The sequence below is a fragment of the Serratia sp. TSA_7 genome (assembly GCF_052692135.1).
In genome coordinates this window covers 38,015-53,595 of record NZ_JBQZFU010000009.1, presented here as the reverse complement: position 1 = coordinate 53,595, position 15,581 = coordinate 38,015, and the positions used below count along the sequence as shown (strand labels likewise).

At 58.4% G+C, this 15,581-nt stretch carries 14 protein-coding genes; 9 read left to right on the top strand and 5 right to left on the bottom strand.

The genetic code is table 11. From position 1 onward, the window contains the following. Positions 1 to 6: 6 nt before the first annotated feature. On the bottom strand, positions 7 to 1,956 hold the full coding sequence (gene dhaR / locus ACUTQW_RS21470) for a dihydroxyacetone kinase operon transcriptional regulator DhaR (RefSeq protein ID WP_445654964.1): 1,950 nt from the start codon (positions 1,954 to 1,956) through the stop codon (positions 7 to 9). A gap of 150 nt (positions 1,957 to 2,106) precedes the next feature. Next, a complete protein-coding gene (gene tolC / locus ACUTQW_RS21465) occupies positions 2,107 to 3,609 on the bottom strand; it encodes an outer membrane channel protein TolC (protein ID WP_445654963.1) in 1,503 nt (500 codons plus the stop codon). Positions 3,610 to 3,893: 284 nt separating this feature from the next. Here tolC and nudF point away from each other — a divergent pair, with 284 nt between their 5' ends. The 6 genes from nudF to ACUTQW_RS21435 all read left to right on the top strand — a co-directional run bounded on the left by nudF (position 3,894) and on the right by ACUTQW_RS21435 (position 9,348). Then, positions 3,894 to 4,529: an ADP-ribose diphosphatase gene (nudF, locus tag ACUTQW_RS21460; protein ID WP_004948289.1), complete on the top strand. Its 636-nt coding sequence runs from the start codon at positions 3,894 to 3,896 to the stop codon at positions 4,527 to 4,529. Next, complete coding sequence (locus ACUTQW_RS21455) at positions 4,526 to 4,951, top strand: DUF1249 family protein (protein ID WP_004948286.1); 426 nt, start codon at positions 4,526 to 4,528, stop codon at positions 4,949 to 4,951. Before nudF ends, ACUTQW_RS21455 begins: the two co-directional genes overlap by 4 nt. A 27-nt stretch (positions 4,952 to 4,978) precedes the next feature. Next, a complete protein-coding gene (cpdA, locus tag ACUTQW_RS21450) occupies positions 4,979 to 5,806 on the top strand; it encodes a 3',5'-cyclic-AMP phosphodiesterase (protein ID WP_004948283.1) in 828 nt (275 codons plus the stop codon). Further along, positions 5,806 to 6,387, top strand: coding sequence for an esterase YqiA (gene yqiA / locus ACUTQW_RS21445; protein WP_004948280.1), 582 nt, complete (start codon positions 5,806 to 5,808; stop codon positions 6,385 to 6,387). Before cpdA ends, yqiA begins: the two co-directional genes overlap by 1 nt. Before the next feature lie 77 nt (positions 6,388 to 6,464). Then, positions 6,465 to 8,360, top strand: coding sequence for a DNA topoisomerase IV subunit B (parE, locus tag ACUTQW_RS21440; RefSeq protein WP_020439830.1), 1,896 nt, complete (start codon positions 6,465 to 6,467; stop codon positions 8,358 to 8,360). A gap of 91 nt (positions 8,361 to 8,451) precedes the next feature. After that, positions 8,452 to 9,348, top strand: a complete 897-nt coding sequence (locus tag ACUTQW_RS21435; protein ID WP_013814614.1) for a LysR substrate-binding domain-containing protein — start codon at positions 8,452 to 8,454, stop codon at positions 9,346 to 9,348. A 21-nt stretch (positions 9,349 to 9,369) separates the two neighbouring features. Here ACUTQW_RS21435 and ACUTQW_RS21430 read toward each other — a convergent pair whose 3' ends face one another. Continuing rightward, positions 9,370 to 9,678, bottom strand: a complete 309-nt coding sequence (locus ACUTQW_RS21430; protein WP_004948272.1) for a putative quinol monooxygenase — start codon at positions 9,676 to 9,678, stop codon at positions 9,370 to 9,372. Positions 9,679 to 9,725: 47 nt separating this feature from the next. Next, positions 9,726 to 10,307, bottom strand: a complete 582-nt coding sequence (locus tag ACUTQW_RS21425; RefSeq protein WP_004948269.1) for an NAD(P)H-dependent oxidoreductase — start codon at positions 10,305 to 10,307, stop codon at positions 9,726 to 9,728. 324 nt (positions 10,308 to 10,631) lie between these two features. Here ACUTQW_RS21425 and parC point away from each other — a divergent pair, with 324 nt between their 5' ends. From parC to ftsP, 3 genes are all read left to right on the top strand, one after another. Continuing rightward, positions 10,632 to 12,905 (top strand): DNA topoisomerase IV subunit A, encoded by a 2,274-nt coding sequence (parC, locus tag ACUTQW_RS21420; RefSeq protein ID WP_004948267.1) that lies wholly within the window; start codon positions 10,632 to 10,634, stop codon positions 12,903 to 12,905. A gap of 232 nt (positions 12,906 to 13,137) precedes the next feature. Further along, on the top strand, positions 13,138 to 13,875 hold the full coding sequence (locus tag ACUTQW_RS21415; protein ID WP_006328159.1) for a 1-acylglycerol-3-phosphate O-acyltransferase: 738 nt from the start codon (positions 13,138 to 13,140) through the stop codon (positions 13,873 to 13,875). A gap of 131 nt (positions 13,876 to 14,006) precedes the next feature. Further along, entirely contained in the window at positions 14,007 to 15,422 is a 1,416-nt protein-coding gene (gene ftsP / locus ACUTQW_RS21410) for a cell division protein FtsP (protein ID WP_004948263.1), read from the top strand. On the opposite strand, the gene ACUTQW_RS21405 is transcribed toward ftsP, so the two are convergent. Continuing rightward, a complete protein-coding gene (locus tag ACUTQW_RS21405) occupies positions 15,400 to 15,573 on the bottom strand; it encodes a hypothetical protein (RefSeq protein ID WP_208905168.1) in 174 nt (57 codons plus the stop codon). The genes ftsP and ACUTQW_RS21405 overlap by 23 nt on opposite strands. Between the last annotated feature and the right edge of the window lie 8 nt (positions 15,574 to 15,581).

Sequence of the window (15,581 nt, the reverse complement as noted above, 5' to 3'; positions counted from 1 at the left end):
CAGGTATCAGGCGCGTAGCTTAAACTGCCGGATATCAATTTGATATTGTTTGATTTTTCTCCACAGCGTGGTGCGGCCGATGCCCAACAGCTGCGCCATTTCGTTGAGTTGCCCGCGGCTGACGTTGGCCGCGCGAATGATCGCCTGGCGTTCCATTTCCGCCAGCGTCAGCAGCGGCATACCCGGCTGCGGTTCGCTTTCCAGCAGCGGCTGGTGGCTGAGCAAGTGTTCGGGCAAGTCCGCCAACTGGAGATGGTGGCCGTGGCAAATCATCGCCGTGCGTTCCACCACGCCTTTCAGCTCCAGATCGTTGCCGGGCCACAGATACAGGCCAAGCTGGGCCATGACTTCATCATCGACCCGGAACCGACACTGGAAATGCTGTTCCAGCGCACGCAGGTGGTGCTTTACCAACAGCGGAATGTCGCTCAGCCGCTGGCGCAGCGCCGGGATCTGGATCTCGAACGCTTGCAGGCTGTAAAACAGCTGGCGGCGGAAGCGGTTCTGCTGCACCAACAGCGGCAGATTGGCGGCGCTGCCGGCGATCACCCGCACATCGACCGGGATCACCCGGTTGGAATTAAGCCGCATCACCACGCCGGTTTTCAGCACCTGCAGCAGTGCCGACTGCATTTCCGCCGGTAAATACTCAATCTGCTCCAGGTACAAGGTGCCGCCGTTGGCCAGTTCAAACTTGCTGAGCTGGCCCGCTTCCTCCTCGCTGGCATCGCTGCCCAGCAGTTCGCGCAGCCCCTGCGCTTCCGGCAGCAACTGGCAGTTGAGCGCGATATACGGCCCGGCGGCGCGTTCGCTGGCGTTGTGGATCGCCTGGCTGAGCAACTCCTTGCCGACCCCTTCTTCGCCGCACAGCAGGATCGGATGCTGGCCCTTCGCCGCCTGTTGGCCATAGCGGATCAGTCGGCGCATCTCCAGAGAGGCGGAAGGCATCTGTTCAAAGCTGTGGCTGACGCGGCCCAGCTGGCTGCTGACGTACTGGTGCAGCCGTTCAATCGGGTGCAGCAGGGCGATAAAACTGCAGCGCTCGCCGTCGAAGATCGGTTTTAGGGTCAGCAGCGCGGCGATAAACTGCCGCTGGCTTTCGAAGGTGACCTCAACGTGCTGCAGCGGCTGGCGCTGGGCGATGGCCCGGTTGAGCAGGGCGGGCAGCGTCAGCAACTGCGTCAGGGGTTTGCCCTGGCTTTGCTGTTCGTCCAGCTTCAGCAGGGTGGCGGCCCGCTGGTTGATGTATTGCAGGTAGCCGCGATGGTCCCAGGCCATCACGCCGTCATCCACCCCGTCAAGCAAACCGTAAAGCTGGTTCAGGTGACGGTTGGACTCCGCCAGCAGGCCATCGGCGTTCAGCGAGTTGCCTATCTCGCGTGCTATCGCCAGCGTCAGTGACAGATCGCCGGCGGCGGAGTCAGCCAGCAGGCAGCCTAGCGCAATCGAGCCGCGCTGGCGGCCGCTGTTGTCATAAACCGGCGTGGCGCAGAATGACCAGTCATGCAGTGCCTGGCGCACATGCTCGCTGCCGCTTACCTGTATCGGGTGGCCTTCTGCCGCCGCCAGCGAAGGCGCGTTGGTGCCAATGTCACCCTCGGCCCAATAGGCGCCGGGGGTAAACCCCAATTGCTGCAGGCGTTCACGCGTCAGGGCGTCACCGCACAGCCACAGCATGCAGCCGCTTTCGTCGAGGATCATCAGCAGGCAGCGGCGGGACTCCATATATTCGCAGGCGTCTTCCAGCGCCGCCTGGCCAAGCGTCAGCAGATCGTTTTTACGCTGGCAGATAGAGTTGAAGGTGGCGCCGAGCGCACAGTGCGGCGCTTTCCACACGGCGGGTTGCATCAGGCTGCGGCAGCGCAGCCAGGAAGCATAGATTGCCGGTGCAGGGCACTGTGCGGGCGGCAATGCGCCATCGGCCATCAACTGTTGCCAGCTTGAGGTGTTCTCCATGGGATCCCATCCGGACTGAGATAAGGCAGTGGCGCCGATGATACCACCGCAGGGCGGGGGGCTGGCTGTGAGGCGGCGGGCAGAACCGGCGTTGCGGCAAAAAAAACGGGGCTCGGCAGATGCCGGGCCCCGTGTTCAGCAGTGCGCGAATCAGTTGCGGAATGGGTTACCGCTGTTGCTGCGCGCCGGCTGGGTGGTGGTGATCGCCGGCGCAGATGCGCGGGTAGCGACCGGTGCCGGTGCAGCCGTTTGCGGCGCAGGGGCATTGCCGTTATAACCTTCCGCGTAAGCGTCTTGCGCGGTGGTCGGCGGTGCTACCACATCCTGCGAGGTAGAAATCGGTTTGCCCAACGCGCCGTTCAGTAACAGCAGGTCATTTTCATTCAGCGTGCCGAGTGCGGACTTGATGTTCAATTGGTTGATCAGATAGGTATAACGCGCGCTGGAGAGCTGCTGCTTGGCGTTATACAGCGTGGTGGTGGCATCCAGCACGTCAACGATGGTACGGGTACCCACCTGATAGCCGGCTTCCATTGCATCCAATGAACTCTGGGCAGAGACCACGGCCTGTTTGTAGGCGTTGATGCTGCTGATCGAGGCGTTCACGTTGTTGAATGACGAACGCACGGTCTGCACTACGCTGCGGTGCGCGCTTTCCAGTTGCTCACTGGCGCCGACGAAGTTGTACTGCGCCTGTTGCACCTGTGAGTTGGTCTGGCCGCCGCTGTACAGCGGGAGATTGAAGCTCAGCCCCACTTTGTTCTCGCCGGCATCGTTGTCCGTAGAAATACTGCGGGAACCGCTGTATCTGTTGTTGGACACGGCGGTTGAAGCGCTGAAATCAACGGTCGGCATATAGCCGGTTTGCGCTGATTTGATCTGCTCGCGCGCCAGATCCTGGCTCAGACGGGCGGAAAGCAGGCTCAGGTTGCGCGCTTCGGCTTCTTTCAGCAGGTTATTTACCGCTTCCGGACGCTGGGTGCTGAAACGATCGGTATTCAGCGAGGCCAGTTCCGGGTAGAAGGTGCCGGTCACCTGGCGCAGTTTTTCCAGCGCGTTATCCAGGGTGTTGCGAGCGGTCACTTCGGACGCCAGCACGGTGTCGTAGTTGGAACGGGCGTTCTGCACGTCGGTGATCGCCACCAGGCCCACGTTAAAGCGTTGGGTGGTTTGATCCAGCGTGCGGTAAACCGCCTGTTTTTGCGCCTGCGTATAAGACAGCGAGTCGATCGCGCTCAGCACGTTGAAATAGGCGGTGGCGGTGTCGAGGATCAGCTGTTGCGACGAGGTCTGGAAGGTCACGTCGGAGATACCGGCGGTTTTTTCCTGTAGCGTCAGCGCGCGCCATTTCGACATGTCGAAAATGGTTTGAGTCAGCGCCAGCGAGCCGCTGGTGGTATTGCCGTTTTGGTCGCGATTGTCACGATAGCCATAGCTACGGTCATAACCGGCGCTCAAACCCAACTGCGGCAGCAGCGGGCTGCGCGCTTCGTTGATTTTTTCGAATGCGGCGTCACGGTCAGCGGCAGTCTTGCGCAGATCCGGGTTACTTTCCCTAGCCTGTTTGTAAACCTGCAGCAGGTTCTCTGCCTGGCTCATTGCACTGAAGCCGCCCAGGCTCAGTCCGATAAGAAGGGGGAGCAGTTTCTTCATTTGCATTCCTTGTTGTGCAGCAATATTGCTATGTTAGCGCTGACGATAGACGAAATAGTTGCCGATTCTAGCAGAGTCTGTTGTTCGCATAAGGTGGCTGAATGTGCCATCTCGCGTATCTTTTGCCTTTCAGACTGCCGTGTTTACTTTGGTTCAACTGGCCGAGCACGTTACACCTGATATCATGGTTCACAATCTAGCATAAAGCTGCGGAAGATTACCCCGCCGTTTCTGTCATCAAAACTGTTTATTTTATCGGCATACTCACGCAGGAGAATTCGCTTATGAACCACTCACAGCCGTCGCCCGTTACTCTCGATAAAAATGATGTAGAAATTATTGCACGTGAGACGCTTTACCGTGGTTTTTTTTCACTCAATCTCTATCGGTTCCGCCATCGCTTGTTCAACGGCGACATGAGCCCAGAGGTGAAGCGCGAGATTTTCGAACGCGGCCACGCGGCGGTGCTGCTGCCCTATGACCCGGTGCGCGACGAAGTGGTGCTGATTGAACAACTGCGGATCGCCGCGGTCGATACCAGTAGCTCCCCCTGGCTACTGGAAATGGTGGCGGGTATGATCGAAACCGGCGAGAGCGTCGAAGACGTATGCCGCCGTGAAGCGCAGGAAGAGGCCGGCGTCGAGGTCGGGCGCTGCAAACCGGTGCTGAGCTACCTGGCAAGCCCCGGCGGCACCAGCGAACGGTTGTCAATCATGGTGGGCGAGGTGGACGCGACCACTGCCGAAGGCATCCATGGGTTGGAAGAAGAGCATGAAGATATCCGTGTCCACGTCGTCAGCCGCGAACAGGCTTACCGTTGGGTTGAAGAAGGCGCGATTGATAACGCCGCATCTGTGATTGCATTGCAGTGGCTGGCGTTGCACCATGAATCGTTGAGAAAAGAGTGGGCCAACCAATGAAACAGCGCTATACCCCTGATTTCCCGGAAATGATGAGATTGTGTGAAACCAACTTCGCGCAATTGCGTCGCTTGCTGCCGCGCAACGATGAAGTGGGCGAAACGGTGACTTATCAGGTGAACGGCGCCAGCTATCGTCTGACTATTGTTGAATCCACGCGCTACACCTCGTTGGTGCAGATAGAGCAGACCGCGCCGGCGGTCAGCTATTGGAGCCTGCCCGCCATGACGGTGCGGCTGTATCATGACGCGATGGTTGCGGAAGTGTGTTCCAGTCAGCAGATCTACCGCTTTAAAGCGCGTTATGATTATCCCAATAAAAAGTTGCATCAACGCGACGAAAAGCATCAAATTAACCAGTTTCTTGCTGATTGGTTGCGCTACTGTTTGGCGCATGGAGCAATGGCGGTTCCGGTTTGTTAGGTAGACTGAAATAACAAAGGACACCATTTGGAAAGCCTGTTTAAACTGACCGTGGCAAGTGGGGCCAGGGTCAGGATTCTGCAAATAACAGATACCCACCTTTTTGCCGGCGAAAACGAGACCTTGCTCGGCATCAATACCTATCGCAGTTACCACGCGGTGCTGGACGCCATTATGGCGCAGCAGCGCGATTTTGATCTGGTTGTCGCCACCGGCGACCTGGCTCAGGATCATTCGCTGGCTGCTTACCGGCACTTTGCCGAAGGTATTGCGCGGTTGCCTGCGCCTTGCGTCTGGCTGCCGGGCAACCATGATTTTCAGCCGGCGATGGTCGATGCGCTGGCCGCTGCAGGCATTGCCCCGTCAAAGCAGGTGCTGTTGGGCGAGAACTGGCAGGTGTTGCTGCTGGACAGCCAGGTGTTTGGCGTGCCGCACGGTGAGCTGAGCGACTACCAGCTCGAATGGATGGAGCGCTGCCTGCAGGCCCATCCCGAGCGTTATACGTTACTGCTGCTGCATCATCATCCGCTGCCTTCCGGTTGCACCTGGCTCGATCAGCACAGTTTGCGCAATCCGCACATGCTGGGCGCGGTGCTGCTGCGTTACCCGAACGTAAACACCGTGGTGTGCGGGCATATTCACCAGGATCTGGATCTGGAATGGCAGGGCCGCCGTTTGCTGGCATCGCCTTCCACCTGCGTGCAATTCAAGCCACACTGCACCAATTTTACCATCGACGACGTTTCGCCCGGCTGGCGCTATCTCGATCTGCTGCCGGACGGTCGCGTCGAGACCCAGGTTTTCCGCTTGGAAAACGATGATTTTCGCCCCGACATGGATTCGGAAGGGTACTGATGTCGACGCTACTTTATTTGCACGGTTTTAACAGTTCGCCGCTCTCGGCCAAGGCAACCTCTTTCAAGGCGTGGCTGGCTGAGAACCACCCGGACATCGAGATGCTGGTGCCGCAATTGCCGGTTTTCCCGGCCGATGCCGCCGAGATGCTTGAGAACATGGTGATGGAGCGCGCCGGGCAGACGCTGGGCGTAGTGGGTTCCTCGCTGGGCGGATACTACGCCACCTGGCTTTCGCAGTGTTTTTCACTGCCGGCGGTAGTGGTTAACCCCGCTGTGAAGCCGTTTGAGCTGTTGATTGACTACCTTGGCAAAAACGAGAACCCCTACACCGGTCAACAATATGTGTTAGAGTCACGTCACGTTTACGATCTGAAAACGATGCAGATCGATCCCTTGGAGTCACCGGATTTAATCTGGTTGCTGCAACAAACGGGCGATGAAATTCTCGATTATGGGCAGGCGGTGGCCTATTACACTGCGTGCCGGCAAACGGTGGAGTCGGGTGGAAACCACGCCTTCGTCGGTTTCGAGCACTACTTCCCCCAGATTGTGGATTTTTTAGGGCTAAACGCTGTGTGAATAAGCGAGTTATATCCTGCGGCTTGAAAGACGACGGGTATAGGCACCTTCCTTCTAACCACGAAAAAAATTCAACGATGACTCAATCCACCTATAACGCTGATGCCATTGAAGTCCTCAGCGGTCTAGAACCAGTGCGCCGTCGTCCCGGCATGTATACCGACACGACGCGCCCAAATCACCTCGGCCAAGAGGTGATCGATAACAGCGTCGATGAAGCCCTGGCAGGCCATGCCAAGCGCATCGACGTGATTCTGCACGCCGATCAGTCACTGGAAGTGATCGACGACGGCCGCGGTATGCCGGTGGATATCCACCCTGAAGAAGGCGTCCCGGCGGTTGAGTTGATCATGTGTCGTCTGCACGCGGGCGGTAAATTCTCCAATAAGAACTACCAGTTCTCCGGCGGCCTGCACGGCGTGGGGATTTCGGTGGTTAACGCCCTGTCGACGCGGGTGGAAGTCAACGTTAAGCGTGACGGCAACGTCTACAGCATCGCCTTCGAAAACGGCGACAAGGTGCAAGAACTGGCGGTGACCGGCAGCTGCGGCAAACGCAATACCGGCACCAGCATCCACTTCTGGCCTGACGAAAAGTTCTTCGACAGCCCGCGCTTCTCGGTTTCGCGCCTGAGCCACCTGCTGAAAGCCAAAGCGGTACTGTGCCCCGGCGTTGAAATCTACTTCATCGACAAGCTGAACAACACCGAGCAGCGCTGGTGCTATCAGGACGGTCTGACCGATTACCTGATGGAAGCGGTCAACGGCCTGATCACCCTGCCGGAAGCGCCGTTTATCGGCAACTTCGCCGGCGATACCGAAGCGGTGGATTGGGCGCTGTTGTGGCTGCCGGAAGGCGGCGAGCTGTTGACGGAAAGCTACGTCAACCTGATCCCGACCATGCAGGGCGGCACCCACGTTAACGGCCTGCGTCAGGGGCTGCTGGACGCCATGCGCGAGTTCTGCGAGTTCCGCAATATCCTGCCGCGCGGCGTGAAGCTGTCCGCCGAAGACATCTGGGACCGCTGCGCCTACGTGCTGTCGGTGAAGATGCAGGATCCGCAGTTCGCCGGGCAGACCAAAGAACGCCTGTCGTCGCGCCAGTGCGCGGCCTTCGTTTCCGGCGTGGTGAAAGACGCCTTCAGCCTGTGGCTGAACCAGAACGTACAGGCGGCGGAACAGCTGGCCGAGCTGGCTATTTCCAGCGCCCAGCGCCGTCTGCGCGCCGCCAAGAAAGTGGTGCGCAAGAAGCTGACCAGCGGTCCGGCTCTGCCGGGTAAACTGGCGGACTGCACGTCGCAGGATCTGAACATGACCGAACTGTTCCTGGTGGAAGGGGACTCGGCGGGCGGTTCAGCCAAGCAGGCTCGCGATCGCGAGTATCAGGCCATCATGCCGCTGAAGGGCAAAATCCTGAATACCTGGGAAGTCTCCTCGGACGAAGTGCTGGCCTCGCAGGAGGTGCATGACATTTCCGTGGCGATCGGCATCGATCCGGACAGCGAAGATCTCAGCCAATTGCGTTACGGCAAAATCTGTATCCTGGCGGATGCGGACTCCGACGGCCTGCACATCGCCACGCTGCTGTGTGCGCTGTTCGTGCGCCATTTCAGTTCGCTGGTGAAGGGCGGCCACGTGTATGTGGCAATGCCGCCGCTGTATCGCATCGACCTCGGTAAAGAGGTGTTCTACGCGCTGGATGAAGAAGAGAAAGCCGGCGTGCTGGAACAGTTGAAGCGCAAAAAGGGCAAACCGAACGTTCAGCGCTTTAAAGGGCTGGGCGAGATGAACCCGCTGCAACTGCGTGAAACCACTCTGGATCCGAACACCCGTCGTCTGGTACAGCTGACGGTGAGCGATGACGATGTGGCCCAGACGCTGGCGATGATGGACATGCTGCTGGCCAAGAAACGTTCTGAAGATCGCCGTAACTGGCTGCAGGACAAAGGCGATATGGCCGATCTTTCCGTCTGATTCTGATCGCTTGTCAGGCCCGGCTTCTGCGCCGGGCCTTCTTCCCGCAGGGGCGCGGCAGGCCCGCACCCGGCCACTCTGGGCGGAATGCATGAAAATCACCCTCGAAGAATTGCTGGCGTTTACCTCGGTGGTCGACAGCGGCTCCATTACCTCCGCCGCTGAACAGCTCGGCCAAACCACGTCCGGCATCAGCCGCGCACTCAGTCGCCTGGAAAAGAAACTCGACACCACCCTGATGCGCCGCACCACGCGCCGGCTTGAGCTGACCGAAGAAGGCCAAAGCTTTCTTGGCCATGCGCGCGACATTATCCGTTCGGTGGAGAACGCCGAAGAGCAGATGGCGCTGCGCAGGCTGATCCCGGCCGGCAAATTGCGGGTCAACGCCGCCGCCCCCTTTATGGAACACGTGATCGTGCCGCTGGTGGCGGGATTTCGCCAAAGTTATCCGCAGATCGAGCTGGAGTTGAATACCGACAACCTGATTATCGATCTGCTGGAGAAGCGTACCGACATCGCCATTCGCATCGGCATATTGCGCGACTCAACCATTCATGCGCGTCTGCTGGGGGCCAGCCGTTTGCGTATTCTCGCCAGCCCGGATTACCTTGAACGTTACGGCACCCCGAACAGCGTGGAAGCGCTGCGCGACCACTGCCTGCTCGGCTTTACCCAACCGGAATCACTCAATCTGTGGCCGCTGCGCAACCCTCAGGCGCCGCATTTCGCCATTACGCCGACTCTCTCGGCATCCAGCGGCGAAACGCTAAGGCAACTGGCGTTACGCGGCGAAGGGATAGTGCAGTTGGCGGATTTCATGACGCGTGACGATCAGCGCAGCGGGCGGTTGGTGCAGTTGCTGGAACAGGACACGCTGGATGTGCGCCAGCCGATTAATGCGGTGTATTACCGCAATACCCAGCTGGCGGCACGTATTACCTGTTTTCTGGACTACGTCAGCGCGCATATCGACGCGCAGACGCTGTAGGGGCCAGAGCGGCCCCAGGCATTACAGCGCGTTACCCAGCACGTGAATGGTTACGCCAACCACGCTGTCTTTAATGGTATCGCGATGCTTGTGCATGTGAGCGATATCCAGATGTTTTTCCAGGTGCGCCTGGCTTTCCCATTTTTCCAGCATAAACACCGAGTCCGGCGACAGTTTCTGCCATGGCGCCTGAGTATGGCTGTCGATCATCGGCGTATATTCGCCGCAACCCTCTTCCGCCAGCACCAACGGGATCAGTTTCTCGATCGCTTTGAGCACCGTTTCACGGTGGCCCGGTTTGGTCTTGATTTCTGCAATTACGGTGATCATCACAACCTCATTGATTTATGCGGATTTATACGCTTAAGCGGCCTTAGTTAAGCAAAAATTTCTGCCAGGTGCGCGCGATAACGTGCGATATCGCTGTCGATATCAGGTTGTTTAATCACGTCGTTACAGATAAAGGTCGGCAGCGCTTCCATGCCCAGGAACTGATTGGCCTTGTGGAAGTGCAGGTAAACGCCGTCAACGCCCACGCCGTGGAAGAACTGCTGCGGATCGGTAAAGGCTTCCAGCGGCGCGTTCCAGGTCAGGCTCAACAGGTATTTCTTGCCCTGGATCAGGCCGCCGGAGCCGTATTTCTTGCCGGCGTCGGCGCGGGTGCGGCCGTCGCTGGCGTACAGGCTGCCGTGCCCGGCGGTGAACACTTCATCGATGTATTTTTTCAGGATCCAGGGTTCACCCATCCACCAGCCCGGCATCTGATAAATCACCACGTCGGCCCACAGGTATTTCTGCACTTCGGCTTCGATGTCATAGCCGTCGTCGACCACGGTGACCTGCACATCGTGTTTCACGTCGCGCAAGAAGCTTTCCGCCACGTCGCTCAGCGTTTGGTTAAGTTCGCCGTTTGAATGGCCGAATTGCTTTTTAGCATTGATAATCAGGATATTGCTCATTTTCGCGGCTCCTGTCAGAGTTAAAATGGGTACGGCTTTCCGCGTTTGAGCGCAGAAAGCATTTCGTTGACAGGGAGTGTAATCGTTAGCAATAGCCGTAAAAATGGGATCCAGCGCACAACAGTGTTGACTGTGAGTCAATAAAGGCGCTGCCAGGTAATAAATTTTTGCATAAAATCGGCAGTTGAACCGGCTTCACCGGGCGATTGCTGCGCCAACTGTGACAGCTACCCTGCTGATGGGTTACTATCGCCGACAGAATCGACAAGCTATACCCTTTGTCGTCCAGGGATTGCCAAGCCACGGTCTGAGGATAATTGAGTAATGAGTGATCTGACTCATGACGGTGTAGAGCGTTTACCGCTGCACACATTCACTGAAAACGCCTATCTGAACTATTCCATGTACGTCATCATGGATCGGGCGTTGCCGTACATTGGCGACGGTCTAAAGCCGGTACAACGGCGCATTATCTACGCCATGTCCGAGCTGGGGCTGAACAACAGCGCCAAATTCAAAAAATCCGCCCGTACCGTGGGTGACGTGCTGGGTAAATACCATCCGCACGGCGACAGCGCTTGCTATGAAGCTATGGTGCTGATGGCGCAGCCGTTCTCTTATCGCTATCCGCTGGTAGACGGCCAGGGGAACTGGGGGGCGCCGGACGATCCGAAATCCTTCGCGGCGATGCGTTATACCGAATCCCGCCTGTCCAAATACGCGGAAGTGCTGCTGGCCGAACTGGGCCAGGGCACCGTTGACTGGGTGCCGAACTTTGACGGCACCATGCAGGAGCCGAAGATGTTGCCGGCGCGCCTGCCCAACATCCTGCTGAACGGCACCACCGGCATTGCCGTCGGCATGGCGACCGATATCCCGCCGCACAACGTGCGGGAAGTGGCTGCCGCCGTGGTGGCGTTGATCGACAAACCCGGCGCAGGGCTTGAGGAGTTGCTCGAGTTCGTGCAGGGCCCGGACTTCCCGACCGAAGCCGAAATCATTACGCCGCGCGATGAAATCCGTAAAATTTACCAGAACGGCCGCGGTTCGGTGCGTATGCGCGCCATATGGAAAAAAGAGGACGGCAGCGCGGTGATCACCGCCTTGCCGCACCAGGTTTCCGGCGCCAAGGTGCTGGAGCAGATCGCCAGCCAGATGCGCGCCAAAAAGCTGCCGATGGTGGAAGATCTGCGTGACGAATCCGATCACGAGAACCCGACGCGGCTGGTGATTGTGCCGCGCTCCAACCGTATCGATCTGGACCAGGTGATGAACCACCTGTTCGCCACCACCGATCTGGAACGCAGCTACCGCATCAATATGAACATGATCGGTCTGGACAACCGCCCGCAGGTCAAAGGGCTGGTGGAAATCCTTACCGAATGGCTGGCATTCCGCCGCGACACGGTGCGCCGTCGTCTGAATTACCGACTGGAAAAAGTGCTGAAACGCCTGCACATTCTGGAAGGTTTGCTGGTGGCGTTCCTCAATATCGATGAAGTGATCCACATCATCCGCAGCGAGGACGAACCCAAGCCGGTGCTGATGCAGCGTTTCGGCATTTCAGACACCCAGGCGGAAGCGATCCTCGAGCTGAAACTGCGCCATTTGGCGAAGCTGGAAGAGTTCAAGATCCGCGGCGAGCAGGATGAGCTGGCCAAAGAACGCGATCACCTCCAGGCATTGCTGGCTTCTGAACGCAAGCTGAACACCCTGATCAAGAAAGAGATCCAGGCCGATGCGCAGGCCTATGGCGACGATCGCCGTTCGCCGATTACCGAGCGTGCGGAAGCCAAGGCGATGAGCGAGCATGACTTTGTGCCGTCCGAGCCGGTGACTATCGTACTGTCGGAAATGGGCTGGGTGCGTAGCGCCAAGGGCCACGATATCGATCCAAGCGGCCTGAGCTACAAAGCCGGCGACAGCTACCGCAGCGCGGCGCGCGGCAAAACCAACCAGCCGGTGGTATTTATCGACTCCACCGGGCGCAGTTACGCGCTCGATCCGTTGACGCTGCCTTCGGCGCGCGGGCAGGGCGAGCCGTTAACCGGCAAGCTGACGCCACCGCCGGGCGCGACCATTGAGCAAGTGCTGATGGCGGCGGACGATCAGAAACTGCTGATGGCTTCTGACGCCGGTTACGGTTTTGTCTGCACCTTCAACGATCTGGTGGCACGCAACCGTGCCGGTAAGGCGATGATCACTTTGCCTGACAACGCCAAAGCGCTGGCGCCGATGGAGATCCACGGTGACGACGACATGCTGCTGTCGATCACTGCTGCCGGACGCATGTTGCTGTTCCCGGTTGCCGATCTGCCACAGTTGTCGAAGGGCAAGGGCAATAAGATTGTTTCCATCCCGGCGGCGCAGGCCGCTTCCGGTGAAGACAAGCTGACATGGTTGTTCGTGCTGCCACCGCAAACCTCCGTGACCTTGCATGTGGGTAAACGCAAGCTGACGCTGCGCCCGGAAGATTTGCAGAAGTTCCGTGCGGAACGCGGCCGTAAAGGCACCTCACTGCCACGTGGCTTGCAGCGTATCGATCGCGTAGAGATCGATGCACCGGCGCGTGCGTCTGCGGGCGACAGCGAAGAGTAAGCTGACGGCATAACAAACGGGCGCAGCATGCTGCGCCCGCTTTATTTCCCGCCACCGGCAATTATTTTCAAATAGTTAACATTTCGCTGCATAAAATTATTGTGCGTATCGTCGGCTGGCGGGAAAATAGAAAAAAATGCAGGTGAGGTTTTCGGGCTCTGCAATCAAAGAATGAGTAAAGGGATCTGCGCAGTGCTTCAGGCTGCGTCGGCAGTGTGCTAATGAGGTTGTTATGTTATTAATTTTGCGTGCCGTGCTCGCCACTCTGTATTGTCTTCTGGTGTGCATTTTCGGTTCTATTTACTGTTTATTATTCCGTCCTCGCGATCCCCGCCATGTGGCGACGTTCGGTCATCTGTTTGGCCGTCTGTCCGGGTTATTCGGTTTGAACGTAGAAGTCCGCGTACCGGCCGATGCAGCCAAAAACGGCAACTGCATTTATATCGCTAACCACCAGAATAACTACGATATGGTGACGGCTGCCAAAGCCGTGCAGCCGCGAACCGTGACCGTCGGCAAAAAAAGCCTGTTGTGGGTTCCCTTTTTTGGCCCGCTGTATTGGCTGACCGGTAACCTGCTGATTGATCGGGATAACCGCGCCAAAGCGCATGGCACCATTGCTCAGGTAGCCGAACAGTTCAAGAAGAAAGATATCTCGATCTGGATGTTTCCTGAAGGCACCCGCAGCCGCGGGCGCGGGCTGATGCCGTTTAAAACCGGCGCATTCCACGCGGCAATCGCCGCAGGGGTGCCGATTGTGCCGATCTGCGTTTCTACCACCACCGGTAAAATTAATCTTAACCGTTGGAATAATGGCCATGCGATCGTAGAAATACTGGAACCGATCGACGTCAGCAATTACGGCAGAGAAAATGTACGTGAGCTGGCGGCCCATTGCCATGAGCTGATGCTGGCGAAAATCGCCGAGCTGGACGAAGAAGTTGCCCAGCGCAATGCGGTCGGAAAATAATATTCCCACCGGCTTCAAAGAATGAACTTTTAAACGGCGCCTGATGCCGTTAACGCCCGGGCTCCTGCTAATCTGATTAACAGGGGCCCGGTCTTTGCACACGGTTAGTCATTGCTTTTCATGGAGAAAATATGTCACTCAGTCGACGTCAGTTTATTCAGGCATCGGGCTTGGCGCTGTGCGCAGGAGCCGTGCCGCTGAGGGCTGAGGCGAGCGGAACGCAGACGCCATTACCGATTCCTCCGCTGCTGGAATCCCGCCGCGGTCAGCCGCTGTTTTTAACCTTGCAGCGCGCCCATTGGGCGTTTATGGATAACCGCAAGGCGTCGGTGTGGGGCATTAACGGCATGTATCTTGGGCCGACGGTGCGGGTTTACAACGGGGACGACGTCAAGCTGATCTACAGCAACCGTCTGCCGGAGCCGGTGGCGATGACCATCAGCGGCCTGCAGGTGCCCGGCACCCTGATGGGTGGCGCGCCGCGCATGATGTCGCCTAACGTCGATTGGTCGCCGGTGTTGCCTATTCGCCAGAGCGCGGCCACCTGCTGGTATCACGCCAGCACGCCGAACCGCATGGCGCCGCACATTTACAATGGCCTGACCGGGCTGTGGCTGGTTGAGGATGAGGTCAGCAAAGCGCTGCCGCTGCCGAACCACTACGGCGTTGACGACTTCCCGCTGATCATTCAGGACAAACGGTTGGATAATTTCGGTACGCCGGAATACGATCCGCCGTCGCAGGGCGGTTTTGTCGGTGACACGCTGCTGGTCAACGGCGTGCAAAATCCTTACGTCGAGGTTTCTCGCGGTTGGGTGCGCCTCCGCCTGCTTAATGCTTCTAACTCGCGCCGCTACATGCTGCAATTGAGCGACGGCCGGCCGTTCAACGTTGTCGCCAGCGATCAGGGATTCCTGCCTGCGCCGGTGGCGGTGCAGCAGCTTTCGCTGGCGCCGGGCGAACGCCGTGAAGTGCTGGTCGATATGTCAAAAGGCGATGAGGTAACCATCACCGCCGGTGAAGCGGCGGGCATGATGGATCGCCTGCGCGGCCTGTTTGAACCTTCGAGCATTCTGGTCTCCACCCAGGTGCTGACGCTGAGGCCTACCGGCCTGTTGCCATTGGTGACCGATAACCTGCCGATGCGCTTGCTGGCGGATCAACTGCTGGACGGCAGCGCCAGCCGCACCCGCGAATTCCGTCTGGGCGACAGCCAGCCAGGGATCAACGGCGCTATCTGGGACATGAACCGCATCGATGTGCAAACGCAGCAGGGCACCTGGGAGCGCTGGAACATTCACGCGGATACGCCGCAGGCGTTTCACATTCAGGGCGTGCAGTTCCTGGTGAAACGCGTCAATGGCGCGCAGCCGATGGCGGAAGATCGCGGCTGGAAGGACACCGTATGGGTCGACGGCGACGTCGAGCTGCTGGTTTACTTCAATCAGTCCACCTCGGAGCACTTCCCGTTCCTGTTCTACAGCCAGACGCTGGAGATGGCGGATCGCGGTACCGCCGGCCAGTTTATGGTACAGCCTGCACCTTAAGCCGGCCCTGTGCGGCGCCGCCAGGGGCCGCACGCAGCATGTCCAGAAACGCCTGCACTACCTGGCGTTCTCGGTAGATAGCGTACAAATCCGCCGACGGCGCCTGCCGCAGCGGGCAGAACCGCACGCCGGGCCGGTAGAGTGCGCTCATTAGATCAA